Annotated in this window: 10 protein-coding genes; 4 read left to right on the forward strand and 6 right to left on the reverse strand. The window is 64.2% G+C overall.

All coding sequences use genetic code 11. The features are described 5' to 3' along the window. Nucleotides 1–8 precede the first annotated feature (8 nt). From BBA01S_RS30095 to BBA01S_RS30110, 4 genes are read left to right on the forward strand one after another with little or no spacing between them, the layout of a single operon-like run. Nucleotides 9–1,961 (forward strand): non-ribosomal peptide synthetase, encoded by a 1,953-nt coding sequence (locus BBA01S_RS30095; protein WP_027819690.1) that lies wholly within the window; start codon nucleotides 9–11, stop codon nucleotides 1,959–1,961. After that, entirely contained in the window at nucleotides 1,958–6,202 is a 4,245-nt protein-coding gene (locus BBA01S_RS43385) for a non-ribosomal peptide synthetase (protein WP_027819691.1), read from the forward strand. Before BBA01S_RS30095 ends, BBA01S_RS43385 begins: the two co-directional genes overlap by 4 nt. A 6-nt stretch (nucleotides 6,203–6,208) precedes the next feature. After that, nucleotides 6,209–7,444 carry an MFS transporter gene (locus tag BBA01S_RS30105; RefSeq protein ID WP_027819692.1) on the forward strand — a complete coding sequence of 412 codons (1,236 nt, stop codon included), beginning with the start codon at nucleotides 6,209–6,211 and terminating at the stop codon, nucleotides 7,442–7,444. Between the two features lie 56 nt (nucleotides 7,445–7,500). Then, nucleotides 7,501–8,127: a glutathione S-transferase family protein gene (locus BBA01S_RS30110; protein ID WP_027819693.1), complete on the forward strand. Its 627-nt coding sequence runs from the start codon at nucleotides 7,501–7,503 to the stop codon at nucleotides 8,125–8,127. A 70-nt stretch (nucleotides 8,128–8,197) separates the two neighbouring features. Here the strand turns inward: BBA01S_RS30110 and BBA01S_RS30115 are convergent, their stop codons facing one another. The 6 genes from BBA01S_RS30115 to BBA01S_RS30140 all read right to left on the reverse strand — a co-directional run bounded on the left by BBA01S_RS30115 (nucleotide 8,198) and on the right by BBA01S_RS30140 (nucleotide 15,203). Continuing rightward, complete coding sequence (locus tag BBA01S_RS30115) at nucleotides 8,198–9,118, reverse strand: branched-chain amino acid transaminase (protein ID WP_027819694.1); 921 nt, start codon at nucleotides 9,116–9,118, stop codon at nucleotides 8,198–8,200. 72 nt (nucleotides 9,119–9,190) lie between these two features. Then, on the reverse strand, nucleotides 9,191–9,820 hold the full coding sequence (locus BBA01S_RS30120; protein ID WP_027819695.1) for a 2OG-Fe(II) oxygenase: 630 nt from the start codon (nucleotides 9,818–9,820) through the stop codon (nucleotides 9,191–9,193). Next, on the reverse strand, nucleotides 9,817–11,100 hold the full coding sequence (locus BBA01S_RS30125; RefSeq protein ID WP_084162644.1) for a fatty acid desaturase: 1,284 nt from the start codon (nucleotides 11,098–11,100) through the stop codon (nucleotides 9,817–9,819). Before BBA01S_RS30125 ends, BBA01S_RS30120 begins: the two co-directional genes overlap by 4 nt. Then, the gene (locus BBA01S_RS30130) at nucleotides 11,097–12,362 is read right to left on the reverse strand and encodes a hypothetical protein (protein WP_156966133.1); all 1,266 of its coding nucleotides are present in this window, start codon (nucleotides 12,360–12,362) and stop codon (nucleotides 11,097–11,099) included. The genes BBA01S_RS30125 and BBA01S_RS30130 overlap by 4 nt, the downstream gene beginning before the upstream one ends. A gap of 76 nt (nucleotides 12,363–12,438) precedes the next feature. Further along, the gene (locus BBA01S_RS43390) at nucleotides 12,439–13,335 is read right to left on the reverse strand and encodes a DMT family transporter (protein WP_245641629.1); all 897 of its coding nucleotides are present in this window, start codon (nucleotides 13,333–13,335) and stop codon (nucleotides 12,439–12,441) included. Between the two features lie 458 nt (nucleotides 13,336–13,793). Continuing rightward, a complete protein-coding gene (locus BBA01S_RS30140; RefSeq protein ID WP_174479188.1) occupies nucleotides 13,794–15,203 on the reverse strand; it encodes an aminotransferase-like domain-containing protein in 1,410 nt (469 codons plus the stop codon). Nucleotides 15,204–15,545: the final 342 nt, after the last annotated feature.

Genomic DNA, 15,545 nt, shown 5'->3' on the forward strand with positions numbered 1-15,545 from the left:
GCCTGCTCATGGATTGCCGTCAACTGACCCAACATCTCGCCGGACTTCACGATCGGCATTTTCATTATCTCGACGCAGCGGGCCAGGCCTGCCGGCGTGCGTACGCTGATTTCGCACGCGACGTCACGACCTTGCGCGCGCGGCTCACAGAAGCGGGCATCGCACCGGGCGAGCGCGTCGGCATTCACGCCGCGAACAGCGTGGACTGGCTGCTCTGGGATCTTGCGCTGATCGACCTTGGCTGCATCGTGGTGGCGCTGCCCGACGACATCGTGCGCCAGCACGGCGCGCAGGTGTTCGAACGCTTCGGTCTCCGACTGATTGCGCTGGGCAAGACCAGCCAGTCGTCGAAGCTCGAAGCGTGCGCCGGGACGTTGCCCATCGACGCCTGGCGCACCGCCGCGATCGAGCCACGCGCCGCTGACGCGTCGAGCCTCGGCGATGATGCCTGCGCGCTGGCGTTTTCGTCGGGAACGGCCGGCGTGCCGAAATGCCTCGTGGTCAACCGGCGCGGCATCGAGTGGGACACGGCGCACTACTTCCCGCAATTCGCGCCGGGCCCGCGCGACCGCATCCTGCTGTTCCTGCCGTTCACGCACCAGCAGCAGCGCCTGCTCGCCTATGCCGCCTTTTCGCTGGGCACGTCGATCGTGCTGACCCGCCCCGAACAGCTATTCGACGCCTTGCGCCTGCTCCAGCCCACACTGTGCCTCGCGCCGCCGCTCTTTTACGAAGGCATTCACGAGCGTTTTCTGGGCCGCGTCGAAGCCATGGCGCCGTGGCAACGCGCGTTGCTCGGGCGTGCGCGCGCGCTGCTGCCGCGCCTGCCTCGCGCGTGCAGAAAGCCGCTGCAACGGGCGCTGTTTGCGCCTATCCATCGCGCGCTCGGCGGGCGGCTGCGCATTGCGGTGACGGGCATGGCGCCGATCCGGCGCGCCACGCTCGACTTCTTCGGCGAGATCGGCGTGGCGCTGCATGAAGCGTATGGCCTCACCGAAACCGGCGTGATCGCCTCGAACGTGCCGGGCGCGAACCGCCCAGGCACGGTGGGCCGCCTCGTGCCGGGCTGCCGCGTGCAGCTCGCACCCGATGGCGAAGTCATGGTCGCGCGCGAAGCGAACGCCTGCCTCGGCTATTTCGAACCTGGTGCCGGCGTGAGCCCGTTTGTGATCCATGGCCTCGTGCCGACCGGCGATATCGGCGCATTCGACGCCGACGGCTATCTCACCCTGCGCGGGCGCAAGAAGGAAATCATCATCACGGCGCAAGGGCACAAGATCCATCCCGAAGTGGTGGAAGCGCGCCTGAACGCTTCGCCGCTTATCGTCCGCTCGGTGGTGTTCGGCGATGCGCGCAAGCATCTGAGTGCGCTCGTCGTGGTGCGGGACGACCCGGCGCAGCAAGCGAGCGAGGCCGTCCACGCCCATGTCGCGCACGTCAACGAAACGCTCGGCGACACCGCGCGCATCGGCGAAACGGTGCTAACCAACGTGCCATTCACGCTCCAGAACGGCCTGCTCAACGGCAGCCTCAAGGTCAATCGCCGCGCCGTGGCCGAACGCTTTTTCCCCGCCTGGTTCGCCTCCACGCCAGACGTGACCCATCTATCCGACGTCCCCGATCTGCCCGGCCCGCGCGGCGCACACGCGGCGGGCGAGCCGCCCTGCGAACCAGACCCCGGCCTGTTCGCGCTGGTGAAGGACGCATGGGAATTCGCGCTCGATATGCGGCCGATCGACCCGCACGCCAACTTCTTCGAGATCGGCGGCGACTCGCTGTGCGCGATGCGGATCATCACGCGGCTGCAAGGCAAGATCGACACCGCCCTCGACCCCTCCGTGCTCTTTCTGGAGCCGACGATTCACGCCATTGCCAGCAAGCTCACCCGTGAGCGCCTCGACGCGGCGCAATCGCGCGAGCTTGCCGTGGACGCCACCGCCTACGAGGAGGGCTCGCTATGACGATGCCGCACCGTGCAATTCTGGAAATGCTGGTTGATGGCGTCGCCCTCTGGCGCAGCGCGGATCAACTGAATTTCCGTGCGCCGCCGCGCGTGATGGATGAAGCGCGCATGCGCATGCTGCGCGAACACAAACCCTGGTTGCTGGACTGGCTCGACCGTCACGGCGCCACGCGCGAACAGCCGCTCACCGAACACTCGCTGCCGCCGTGCGAAACCATCGGCGAGCCCACGATCAACGGCGCCGAAGCGCCCGACACGTCCGCCGCACCGCTCACGCCCGCGCAGGAGGAAATGCTGCTGGCCGAGCGGCTGGGCTGCGCGAGCGCGTATGGCATGCCCGCCATGCTTCAGCTTGCAGGCGAACTCGATATCGACGCGCTCGCGCTCAGCCTCGATCACCTGCGCGAGCGCCACGCCACCTTGCGCACGCGCTTGATCGACACCGACGCCGGGCCACGCCAGCTCAGCGACCTGCCACATCGCGCGCCGCTTGCCGTGCGCGACCTGAGCGCCCTGCCCGCACACGAACAGGCTGCGGCAATCGACGCGCTCGCCGTGCAATGGGCCGATACGCGTTTCGATCTCGCCACCGGCCCGCTGCTGCGCGCGGAACTGCTGGTGCTCGGCGGCGCGCAATATCGCCTGCTGCTCAACCTGCATCACAGCATCGCCGACGGCTGGTCGATGTCGATCATGGCCGCCGACCTGACCGAGTTGTACCGCGCGCGAACCCAGCGCATACCCAGCCGGCTCGCCCCGCTCACGCGCCAGTTCGGCGATTACGCGTGGCTCCAGCATGTGCGCAGCGAGCGCGGCGCGTGGCAACGTCATGTGCCGTTCTGGCGCGCCACGCTGCAAGGCGCGCCCGATCGCCTCACGCTGCCGCAGGATCGCGCGCGCCCGCCCGTGCGCTCGTTTCGCGGTGACGAAGTTCCGCTGCATCTCGACGCCGCCACCACGCAGCAGCTCAAGGCGCTGGCGACGCGCTGGCAGCTCACGCCGTTTGTGCTGCTGCTCGCCGCCTTCCAGACCGTGCTGGCGCGCTGGGCGCAGCAGGACGACTGCGTGGTGGGCGTGCCCTTCGCCAATCGCCGCCTGCCGGAAACGGAATCGATGATCGGCCTGTTCGTCGATATGCTGCCGATCCGCACGCGGCTGCACGGACAGCACACCTTCGAGACGCTCGCACGCGAACTCAAGCGCCATGTCGATGCCGCCTCGGTACATGCGGGCGTGCCGTTTTCGGATCTCGTGAGTCTGTCCGGCGTGGCGCATGACAGCGCCTGTCCGCCGCTCGTGCCCGCCGTGTTCGTGTTCGACAACACGCCACTCGCCACGCTCGCGCTGCCGGGACTGACGGTGCGCCAGCAGCGCCTGAAGACCACCACCTCGAAGTTCGACCTCACGCTGTTCATGCGCGAGGAGGACGGGCGTTTCACGGGCTACATTGAATACGCGACGGATCTGTTCGACGCAACGACCATGACGCGCTTCGCGGCCAGCCTCGCGACGCTGCTGGCCGACGCCGCCGCGCAACCGGAGCAGCCGGTGCACACGCTGGCGATCGTGCCCGCCGACGACCTCCAGCGCCTGCTGCATGCGCGCCACGGCGCGAAGCTTCCGTTCGATGCGAGCCGGCGCATCCATGACCTGATCGAGGCGCAGGCGGCCGCGCATCCCGAGCGCGTGGCGATCCACACCGACGAAGGCGTGCTGACCTACCGCGAACTGGACGAGCGCGCCAATCGCCTCGCGCACGCGTTGCAGGCACGCGGCGTCGTACCGGAAACGATTGTCGGGGTGTGTCTGGTGCGCACGCCGACGCTGATCGTCGCCCTGCTCGCGGTGTTCAAGGCGGGTGGCGCGTATCTGCCGCTCGACGCGGCCTGGCCGCGTGAGCGGCTGCGGTTGATGGCGCAGGATTGCGCGGCGCTTTTCACGCTGACCGAGCCGTGCTTCAAGGCGCATCTGGACGGCATCGGCACACTGGTACTGCTCGACGAACTCGCCCAGGAATCGCGCATCGACGATCACCAGCGCGCACCGTGCGCCGCCACCTCGGCGAACCTCGCCTACATCATCTACACGTCGGGATCGACGGGGCGACCCAAGGGCGTGGCGATTGAGCATCGCAATGTGATGGCGCTGCACGCGTGGGCCATCGACGAATACCGCGACGGCGAACTCTCGAACGTGATCGCCTGCACCTCGATCTGCTTTGATATTTCCATCTTCGAAATTTTCGTTCCGCTGATGAGCGGCGGCGCCGTCACGCTCGCCGTCAGTCCGCTTGCGCTGCCCCGCGCCGCGGCGCGCGCGCGCATTCTCAATACCGTGCCCTCGGCGGTCGCCGAACTGGTGCGGCAGCGCGCGGTGCCGCCTTCGGTGGATGTCGTCAACGTCGCGGGCGAACCGCTGTCCGCACGTCTGGTGGCGGCGATCTACGCGCATACCTCGGCGCGCCGCGTCTACAACCTCTACGGGCCGTCGGAAGACACCACGTATTCGACGTTCGCACGCGTGTCCCGCGACGCAGACCCGGTGCCGGTGGGCGTGCCGCTGCCCAACACGCAGCTCTATGTGCTCGACCGGCATCGCCAGCTCGTGCCTTCGGGCGTCGCGGGCGAACTGTATATCGGCGGCAGCGGCGTGACGCGTGGCTATATCGGCCGCCCCGATCTGACCGCGCAGCGCTACGTCGAGCATCCGCTCGCGCCGGGCGCGCGTCTTTACCGCACCGGCGACCTCGTGCGCTTTGGCGCGGACGACCAGCTCTACTGCCTCGGCCGGCTCGACCAGCAGATCAAGATTCGCGGCTTTCGCATCGAGATCGGTGAAATCGAAGCGACGCTGCTCGCGCATCCGGCCGTCGAACAGGCGGTGGTGACCGCGCGCGAGGATGCACACGGCGAACGCAATCTGGCTGCGTATGTCAGCCTGCGGGGCGCCGCCACGCACCGCCAGGCGCAGGCTGGATCGCCCGACGCGCAAGCGCTGCGCGAGCATCTGCGCAACACGCTCACGGAAGCCATGATTCCTGCGGATATCGTGGTGTTGCCGCTGCTGCCGCTGCTGCCCAACGGCAAGATCGACAAAAGCGCGTTGCCCGCGCCGGCTGTGGCGTTGCCTGAGTCAGCGCCTCGCGCCGGTCGCGCGGCGCCCACCCCCGCCGCCAGCGCCGATGAAGCCGCCATTGCGTCCATCTGGAGCCAGGTGCTCGGCGTGGCGACGCCCGATATCCATACGGACTTTTTCGAACTCGGCGGCCATTCGCTCAAGGCCGCGCGCGTGCTGCATCTGATCGAACAGCGACTGGGCGCGAGACTGCCGCTTTCGGCGCTCTATCGCGGCGCGACGATCGCCCAGCTTGCGCGCCTCGTCGGCACGCACGCGAACACGGCGGCGGCTTCGGAAGGCGGCGCCGTGCCGCTACGCGCGGGCAGCGGCGCGCCGCTGTTCGTCTTCCATCCCGCCGGCGGACACCTCTACGGCTACGCGGCGCTGGTGCGCCAACTGGGCTTCGAAGGCCCGGTCTATGGGCTGCAACGACCCGAATTGCGCGGCGGCCAGCTCATCCGGCTGCGCAGCGCGAGCGAACTGGCCGCGCTTTACGCGAACCAGATCCGCCAGGTGCAGCCAGGCGGCGTCTACCGGCTGCTCGGCTGGTCGTTCGGCGGGCTGATGGCACGCCTCGTCGCAGCGCGCCTGCGGGACGCGGGCTGCGAAGTCGCGTATATCGGCGCTATCGATGCGCGTCTCCCGCCAGCCCTGAGCGATGCGGACAGTCACGCGCTCGCGGCCTGCACCGGTCTGGTCGCCGCCGAAGCGCGGCTGCGCCTGCCGCCGGCGCTACTCGAACGGGTGCAGGCGATGACCGGTCTCGACAAAGCCCTCCAGCAAGCGAGCGCCGCCGACGACGCCCTGAACGCGCGCCTCGCCGATCTCTATCTCGCCGATCTGTGGGCGCTCGCCACCTACGCAGCCATGAGCGGGCAAGCAGCGCCACGCCTGGCCGCCGCGCCCACGCACGCCTATGACGCCAGCGCGACGGTCGCGCTCGACGCAGCCGGGCACGCCGATACAACGCTCGCCCAGTCGCCTCGCCTGCCCCGCACGCGCGTTTTCGACGGCGACCATTTCGCGCTGCTGCACGCTGCGACGGCGGCCACGCTCGCCCAGTGGATCGACGCCGATCTTGCCGTTCCCGTCGACCTCACCGCCCCGGCACTTTCCTCCTGATCGACCATGACACTGACGAGCACCGCTCTACCCGCCACCGATTTGCGCCGCGCGCAACGCCGCCTCACCGTGGCGCTCTGGGTCACGAATCTCGCTTCCGTGATCGCGAGCAATCTCTCCTATCTCTACCTCGCGAGCCTGATCTACCGGCGCACGCACGTCATCCAGTTCGCGAATGTAGTGCTGATGTGCCCGATGATCATTCCGGTGATCGCCTGCGTCGCACTTTCGTCGATCACGCGCCGGGTGGCCCCGCGCAGCATCTTCGTAAGCGCCAACGCCGTGGCGCTGGTCACCGCCCTCGTGCTGGCCGCGAGCCTCTCGCGACTGCCGGAACTGGCGCTCGCGGGGGCGGCGCTGATCGGCCTGATCGACGCGCTGCAACGCGTCACGCGCATCGTCGCCATCAAGGTGTTTTTCCCCGAAGGTAACGCGAAATTCGCCGTGCCCGTTGCGCTGAGCGCCCAGTTTGCCGCTGGCGGCTTTTCCGGCGTCCTGATGGCCGTTGCCCCTCATGACGCCGCCCCAGCCGTCATGCTGGGCGCGATCGCCGCACTCTTCACGCTCGCCGCCGCGGCGAGCCTGTTCCTGCCCGCGGCTTCCGGCGAAGTGTCCCCGTCCACGCAAACCGGCGGCAGCCTGCGCCTCTTTGTCAACGCACTGGCGCAAGCAAAGGGATTTCGCACCACGTTCCTGCGCGCCGTCGCCTTCGTTGGCGTGTTTCAGGGCCTCTACAACCTGACACGCGTGAGCTTGCCCGCGCATCTGCTGCATTTGTCCGATCGCTACGTCGGCTTGCTGCAATTGCTGTGCAGCCTGTCGATGATCGCGGGTGCGGTCGTGTTCTATCGCAGTGGGCGCCGCAACTTCCCGCACGGCCCGAAAGTCGAGGCGCTGCTGATCGGCTGCTGTGTGATCGCGGTGACAGCGGCCGTCAGCTGGCTCACGCCAGTGGGCAGTTTCGCGCTCTACTGCGTGTTCATCGTCGCGTTCGAATTCATGTTTTTGCAGTGCCAGGCCGATCTGGTCGAAAACTGCCCGCGCCCGCTGGTGGGCATCATGGCCACCTACCAATATGCGGCCATGTACGTCGCCATGCTCGCCGTCATGGCGGCGGGCAATGCCGCCTCGGAAGTCTTCAGCCCGGGTGCCATCAGCCTCGCCTGCGGCGTGCTGTATCTGCTGCTTCGTGCGGCGATCGCGTTCGACGGCAAGCGGGCGCTGGTGTCGCCCTCGCACTGAAGCAAGCGGCAGTGCATCAATCACGTCATTCGCCAACCCGAACTGCAAATCTGAATATGATCAAAATTCTCGGTAAATCCAGTTCGATCAATGTGCGCAAAGTCCTCTGGACTTGCGCGGAACTCGACCTTCCCTACGAGCACGAACAATGGGGCGACGGCTTTCGCGCCGTGAGCGAGCCCGAATTCCTCGCGCTCAATCCCATGGCTCAGGTACCGGTACTGATCGACGGTGACTTCGTGACGTCGGAATCGAATTCGATCATCCGCTATCTGGCGAATGTCTACGACGTGCAGGGCCGCCTGCTGCCGCAGGCACCCAGGCTGCGCGCGCAAGTCGAGCGATGGATGGACTGGCAGGCGACGGAACTGAACAACGCGTGGCGCTTTCCCTTCATGCACCTGGTACGCAAGCTGCCGGCGTATGACCATCCGCAGCTCGTGGCGAACAGTATCCGGTTGTGGACTTCGTATATGGCGCTGATCGATACGCAATTGCGCCAGACCCGGGCGTTTTTGCTGGGTGGCGAGTTGACACTGGCCGATATCGTGATCGGTCTTTCGGTGCACCGCTGGTATTCGACGCCGATCGATCGCCCGCCGTTCGAGGCGGTGAGCGACTATTACGCACGGCTCGGACAACGACCGGGCTTTCGTGCATTCGGCAACAACGGCACGCCCTGATCGTCAGGGCGTGCGGCATGCGTCGGCACGCGTCGGCCACGGTAACGCCGCCGACGTGTGGGCAAGACGATCAAATGTGCGTGAGCCAGTGCGCGTAGGTTTCGTTCTTGCCCGCCACCAGATCGAAAAAGGCCGCTTGCAGCTTCGCCGTCACCGGCCCGCGTGCGCCGCTGCCGATCGTGCGTCTGTCGAGTTCGCGGATCGGCGTGACCTCCGCGGCGGTGCCGGTAAAGAACGCTTCGTCGGCGGTATACACTTCATCGCGCGTGATGCGCTTTTCGATCACGTCGATACCCATGTCGCGCGCGAGCGTGATGACCGTGTCGCGCGTAATGCCGTCAAGGCATGAGGACAGATCGGGCGTATAGAGCTTGCCGTTGTTCACCAGGAAAAAGTTTTCGCCCGAGCCTTCGGAAACGTAACCGTCCACGTCGAGCAACAGCGCCTCGTCGTAACCGTCGGCCGTGGCTTCCTGGTTCGCGAGAATCGAGTTCACATACCAGGCCGAAGCCTTCGCACGCACCATCGACACATTCACGTGATGACGCGTAAACGACGAGGTTTTCACGCGGATGCCCTTTTCCATGCCGTCCGCGCCCAGATAAGCGCCCCACGGCCACGCAGCGACACCGGTATGGATCGTGTTGCCCTTTGCCGAAACGCCCAGCTGCTCCGAACCCACCCACACGATCGGACGGATATAGCAGGCTTCGAGCCGATTGGCGCGAACGACTTCGCATTGCGCCGCCGCCAGCGTAGCGGCATCGAACGCCACGTCCATACGCAGGATCTTCGCTGAATTGAGCAGGCGCCGCGTGTGATCGGCCAGGCGGAAAATGGCCGGGCCGCGTGCGGTGTTATAGGCGCGCACGCCTTCGAAAACCGCCATACCGTAGTGCAGCGTATGCGTGAGCATATGAATCTTCGCATCGCGCCACTCGACCAGTGCGCCGTCAATCCAGATCTTTCCATCGCGGTCGGCCATCGACATACCACTCTCCCGTCAAACAACATGAATAAAAAGGCGCCCGCTTCGTGCGGGCGCCTGCAAGACACAACGACTTCAGGCTGCGCGCTTGCGCTGATTCTCACCGCCCCAGCGGCTGAAGAAGAACACGAGCGTCGTGCGCGCGCCGCCCAGCACTTCGCAGACCTCATGCGGCAGATCGCAGCGGCTGATCAGCACCGAGCGATATTCGGTCAGGTACGTGCGCGCGTCGCCCTCGCCGCGTTGCACGACGAATTCACCGCCGGCGTACTGGCTGCCCAGTTGCAGCACCACCGATACTTCGTAGTCCGGATTGCTATCCTGGTCGAGATGCAGGCCGATGAACGAGCCCTTGCCCATGCGGTTGATCTGCACGCGGCGCAGATGCAGTTCGGGCGAGCCCAGCGCCTGCTGGCAATACGCCTTGACGGCATCGGAACCGATCACCGGCAGCAACTGTTCGGCCAGGTGATCGTTCACCACGCGCGGACGGTCGATGTCAGTCATGAAGCGCGCAACCTGCACGTCGTTGGGTTCGTCCGCGTCGCCCACCAGCACTTTTTCCCACGGCAATTCCGGGCTCGAAGCGATGCGCTCGATGGTTTCCCACTGAGCGGTCGAGAAGAATCCCGACGCCTCGGGCAAATAGATGCTCCCCGACTCTTCGAGCTGGCGGGCCGGCGTATCAATCGTGGTGACGTTCATTGCAGACTCTCTTGTAGATTTTGAAAATCCGGTTGGCGATGATTCGGTTGACGCGCAAACGTCTTTTGCTGGTATTCGCGATGTTCACGGCCCCAGGCAAGCAGGCCGAACGGATCATCCACACCCCGGCAAAGGTGATCCCGCTGTACGAGCAGGCTTTCGAGCAAGCCCCAGGTCTCCGCCATCGGCCCGAACTTTGACGGCAGGCCTTCATTGGCGGCCCGCTCCGGCGCAATGCGCCAGAAGTTGACCTTGGGACTACGGTGATGGAAATCGTGACTCGGCATGTCCTGCATGAACGAGTACACGCGCAACGGGATGTCGATCAGCAAGGTGCCCGCCGTCCAGCCCGCAGTCTTCACGATGCGGCGCAGGCCGTTTTCGGCGTGCGGGAACGGTCGGCCAAGAAAACGGCCCCAGCTCAGCGACGCGTACCAGACTTCGGGCGTCACTTCCGGATCCTTGCGGGCGAACCAGAGATGCTCAGTGATGTGCTGAAGCCACGACGAATGCTGCGTGATGAACAGGATCGGGATCAGGTAATACAGCACGAACGCATTGGCCAGATTGAAATAGACCACGAGCGTCAGCAGTACAGCCCAGTAGACCGTGCGGGCGATGCGCTCCGAACGCGTCGCCACCACGAAACTCTGCTCGAAACGAAAACGCAGATGTTCAAGGACGCGCATGGGATGAAACGGCGCGAATGCAATCAGGAACCAGAAGCGACGCTCCGACATGCCATGATAAAAGCCGTGCTGCTCCATGAACTTCTGGTCAGGGTCGTCGTCGGTGCAGAAGGTGCCGCGGCCGTGATGATCGCGGATATGGATCATCATGTAGCTTTCCCACGAGGTGTGCAGGATCGGAATCGACAGAATCCATTTGCACAGGAAGCGGGCGAGCGGCCGGTTGCTAACGCCCGCGCCGTGAATCGTGTAGTGGAACGTGTGCAGCATGCCGCGCTGACGGTTGGTGATCAGCACCATCAGCGGAACCGAAACCACGACCTTAAGCCAGAGGGGCCACGCGCTGGCGAGGATCGCATTGCCGCACAGCACACCGCCGATCAGCACCAGATAGGCCCAACTGATATGCAGCAACATCTGCCACGTCTTCAAGAGCGTTTGCTCCGGGGTGCGCGGAGCGGCATCGTTGAGCGACTTGCCGGTCACCCAGGTCCAGAACGGCTGGCAGGGCAGGCATCGGTAGGTCTCGCGTACATCGACGCCATAGCCGTGCCCTGAGCGGCGCGTGGCGAACAGCGGCGAACGGCTCATCGCGCACACTCCTGCTCGAGTTCGCGCGCTTCCTCGCGCCCTGTTCCAACCGATGCGGGCGCGCTCGCCGCCGCGTCCTCGACGATGTAATCGGTCTGGCGGTAAATCACCGCTGCCGGGCGGGCGAAGCCATAGAACGGCGCCATACGGTGATGATCCACCCCAAGCACGACGAAATGGTCGAAACGCTGTGCGTAGATTTCGCCCATCAGCGCGTATTCCGCGGCCTGTTTCAGAAAGACCTGCCGCAGCGCCTGTTCGTCCACGCCCTTGAACCACTCGCGATAGAGCGGCAAGCGTGTAGCGAATATGCCATCGAGCGCGGCCTGATCGAGCCCGGTCGAACCCAGATCGCCCGCCGCCAGCGCTTCGTAAATGCGCTTGTGACGCGCGATCCATGCGTCTTGCGTACCCACCTCGTCGAAGAAAAATGCGCGCCGCACGGGGACATCCAGGCGCTGGGCGATATTGCCAATCTGCTCACGCACGCATTGCACGAATTGCGGGCGCGTCACGCCAAGCGGAGAGTCCGCATCGTCGTAAGCCAGCGATTCGAAATCGCCGCCATAGAGATTGACGGCATAGCGCACGCCCAGCGCATCGAGAAAGCGCATCATCACGGGCAGGATATCGAGCACTTTTCTGCCCGCAAGACCCGGTTGCACGCCGATCGACGAGAACGTGTAGCGCACGTTGCCGCCTTCGGTCGTATGCGAATAGTCTGGGCAGATGGCCGACACCAGTTGCAGGGTCTGCCCGCTATCGCGGACATGCAGGACGGTATCGACAAAGCGATGGAACGCAGCGGCGTCGGGGTACACGAGCGTCGCCTCGGCGAACAGACGCTCGACAGGACGAGCCAGTTCACGAAGCCGGTCGCTTACGCCGTAGCGACGCTCCAGTTCGCCCAGATGGCGCACATCGTCATTGATCAGCATGGTGAGCAGCGACGGCAAATGACCGTCGATCTTGAAGTGATAGAGATTGGAGAGCGGCGCGCCGCTCTTGTCGATGTGGTAATCGAATTCCGCGTACTTTTCCTTGAGCAGCTGATAAAAGATCACGTTGCCGAACGCACTGCGCTTTTCATCGACATGCGCGCGGCGCGCAAGATAATGTTTCCGGAGGCGCTGCAGACGATGCTGGAGCCAGTCCGCGTCATCGTGACCCTCAGCGCGGCTAACCTGAAACTCCATGCCGTAGCGGATCGCTTTCAGAACCTCGCGACTCTGCCTGGCGTCGAACAAAATAGGTCGGTTCATTTCGATGCTTTCTCTATTCAACGGCCGTGGATCTGAGCCCACGGCCTTGTTCGCGGAATCGGTCGCGCGAAGGGTTTCAGCGCACCGCCGGTTTGACGATCACGGGTGCCCCCGCCGGTGCAAGCGTGCGTTTGGAGACAACCACGAGAAGGATCACCACCGCGCACATAGCGAGCGTCGGCCAGTCGAACAGTTCATGCATGAAGGCCACCGAATAGGCGTAGGTCACGAACGGTTGCAGCAACTGCAGCTGGCTGATGCGCTGGATGCCACCCAACGCGAGTGCGCGATTCCACGAGAAGAAGCCCAGCAGCGAATTCACGAAGGCGAGGAAGGCGAGCGCGCCCCAGCCGGCCCCGTTGAGCCCTTCTACCGCCGTCTTGCTGAACACGCAGGCCGAAAGCACCACCACGATCGGCAGGCTGATCGCCAGCGTCCAGCACATGACCTCCCAGCCCTTCATCTCCTTGGAGAGCGCACCGCCCTGCGCATAACCAAAGCCGGCCAGCAACACCGCGCCAAACAGTGCGAGATCGCCCACATACACGCCCTGCAATTCATGGCGCGACAGCGTGAAGGCCACCACCGCGGCGAAGCCGAGGATCGAGACGATCCAGAACGACAGGGGCGGCCTCGTGCGCGTAATCAGCGTGCCGAAAATCGAGGTGGACAGCGGCAGCGCCGCGAGCACCACGCCGCCGTGACTAACCGGCACATAGGCCATGCCGAGAGCCGTCAGGATTGGAAAGCCGTAAACGATCCCAAGCGAAGTGGCGAACAGACGCTTGAGCTGGCTGCGGTTCGGGAACGAGGAGCGTGTTGCGACCAGAATCGGCACGGCCGCGCATCCGGCCAGCAGGGAACGGAACAGCCCGATCTGCAACGCGCTAAGCTGTCCGGCCAGCACTTTGGCGAACGGCAGCGTCAAGGCAAAGGCCGCGACGGAGATCAGCCCGAGCAGATAAGCCTGCACATCCTGCGAGCTGCGACCCGGTCGCGCGGACGAGGAAATTGTCGTATTGAGGTTTTTCATATCGATAGAACCCGGTTGGGCTTTCGCACCCCATCAATATGGAGTACGAATTGAACTGGATCGCGTTATAACGAATACATCATGTCGCTTCCACGCGCCGCTTCATCCAGCCATCTGGACAGGATTATTATTTGCGCCGTACAGGGAGATGAGACATAAACACTTGCACGATAACTTTACGAAGTGTTCGCAAAAAACATACAAACAGTTCCGTGTCGCTACGATTGCGACGCCACATCGCGAAGGCGTACGTATCCTTCGACAAAAAAGAGGGTATCGAGCGGAAATTGAAGCAATGGCGCGCGTGGGTACGCAGAGGTGTCCAGGCGCGCGAAGGCGCCTGACGTCAAGGAGGGAGGTTGCCGGCGATCGACGAAGTGCGATGCGGCGTGACGCTATCAGCCCAGAACGGCTTCTACGGCTGCCGTACGGGCCTGTTCCGCGGTGTATTCGAGAAACGCCTGCGCGCGGCGGTCACTCAGATGAACTGCATTCAAACGGGTCCAGGGGGTCGCGCTGCCATCCGGACGGAATAGCGAACCTGGCAGCAGTTCGATATCGAACTGCCGGGCCCAGGCGGCGAGCAGCGCGGAATCCTCCACGCCCGGCACCCTCGCCCACAGGTTGTAGCCAGCGCTCGACGCGGTGTGCAACTCCCAGCCTGCTTCATGAAGGCGCCGCTGCGCGTCGGACAGCGACCGGTCGGCCATTCTTCGCAGACGTTCGAGATGCTTGCGATAGGTGCCGCGTTCGAGCAGCGCCGCAATCACACATTCGCTCAGCCGGGTTCCGGTCGACCCCGTCAACGACTTCAGATCGACCATGCGCTGGATGACTTCCGGATGCGCCGCGACCCAGCCAACACGCAGCGACGAAGACAGGGTTTTCGAAAAGCCGCCCACGTAGACAACCCGCTGAAGCTGGTCGAGCGCCGCCAGCCGTTGCGTCGGAACCGCCTGAAAATCCGCGTACACGTCGTCTTCGATGACGGTGAGTTCGTACTGCTCCGCGAGTTGCAGGATGCGAAACGCTGTCTGCGAGTGAAGCGAGCCGCCGGTAGGATTGTGCAGCGCCGAATTGACCACAAAGACGCTGGGCCGATGCAGCTTGAGCAGGCGCTCAAGTTCGGCGATATCGGGGCCGCGCTCATCGCGCGGAACCGCGATCAGACGCGCGCCCTGCACACGCAGGATCTGGAACAGATTAAAGTAGCCCGGATCTTCCACCAGCACGGTGTCGCCGGGCTTCACCAACATGCGCGTGAGCAGATCCAGCGCATGGCTGGCGCTTTGCGTCGCGACAATCTGGTGCGCCTGTGTGTCGATGCCGAGACGCCGCAAACGCAGCACGATTTGCCTGCGCAACTCCAGTTCGCCCTGGGCCGTTGCATATTCGGTCAGGCATTTACGATCGACGCGCGAAACCTGTTTGATGACCTGCGCAATGCCTTCGACATCCCGCCAAAGCTCGGGAATGAAACCATTCGACAACAGCAAGGGCGACTGGGCGTCGTGCCGGTCGCGATCGAATTCGTCTTCGCTGGAAACGGCGGCGTCTTCGTTCGGAAGCTGGATGACGTAATACCCCGAACCGTGCTTCGCCTGGATCAAACCACGCGCGGTTAGCTGGTCGTAGGCTTCGATGACAGGAAAGCGGCTGATCTTGTGTTCGGTCGCCAGTTGCCGGATAGACGGAAGACGCACCCCGGTCGAGAGTTGCCGCGAGCGGATCAACGTTTCGAGTTGACTGGCCAGTTGGCGCGAAATGGGTACACGCGCACTCGAATCAAGGTTCAGCTTCACGTTCATCAAATTCTCCCCGCCCGGACTTGGACTGCGACTATTTCATCTATAAGCGCGGATTTAGACCATCAAGGATATGCGTAGCATATGACCATGCTCCACAACTCATGCCGGAGTTCAGTCCGCCGACATGACGTGCACTACCCGCACTCTCCAATCCGCGCTTGTTTCTTGTACTCGTTTTTATCCTGCTCTCAGGTCAAACCGGCCTTCGGATGAAAGTGCCAGCAAGCCGTCGGCGTGCCTTGGGGCCGGCGGCGATTGCATTTTCATCAGAAGATACAGACCAGTATATCTCAGGCTTTCCCGAGCGTCGATCCATCGTCGAGCTCGTATTCTTTCAATAGC

This window comes from Paraburkholderia bannensis NBRC 103871, from assembly GCF_000685015.1.
GTDB lineage: Bacteria > Pseudomonadota > Gammaproteobacteria > Burkholderiales > Burkholderiaceae > Paraburkholderia > Paraburkholderia bannensis.

Coding starts and splice junctions, on each gene's coding strand:
- BBA01S_RS30095 (WP_027819690.1), top strand. CDS start 9: ATGGATTGCCGTCAACTGACCCAACATCTCGCCGGACTTCACGATCGG.
- BBA01S_RS43385 (WP_027819691.1), top strand. CDS start 1,958: ATGACGATGCCGCACCGTGCAATTCTGGAAATGCTGGTTGATGGCGTC.
- BBA01S_RS30105 (WP_027819692.1), top strand. CDS start 6,209: ATGACACTGACGAGCACCGCTCTACCCGCCACCGATTTGCGCCGCGCG.
- BBA01S_RS30110 (WP_027819693.1), top strand. CDS start 7,501: ATGATCAAAATTCTCGGTAAATCCAGTTCGATCAATGTGCGCAAAGTC.
- BBA01S_RS30115 (WP_027819694.1), bottom strand. CDS start 9,118: ATGTCGATGGCCGACCGCGATGGAAAGATCTGGATTGACGGCGCACTG.
- BBA01S_RS30120 (WP_027819695.1), bottom strand. CDS start 9,820: ATGAACGTCACCACGATTGATACGCCGGCCCGCCAGCTCGAAGAGTCG.
- BBA01S_RS30125 (WP_084162644.1), bottom strand. CDS start 11,100: ATGAGCCGTTCGCCGCTGTTCGCCACGCGCCGCTCAGGGCACGGCTAT.
- BBA01S_RS30130 (WP_156966133.1), bottom strand. CDS start 12,362: ATGAACCGACCTATTTTGTTCGACGCCAGGCAGAGTCGCGAGGTTCTG.
- BBA01S_RS30140 (WP_174479188.1), bottom strand. CDS start 15,203: ATGAACGTGAAGCTGAACCTTGATTCGAGTGCGCGTGTACCCATTTCG.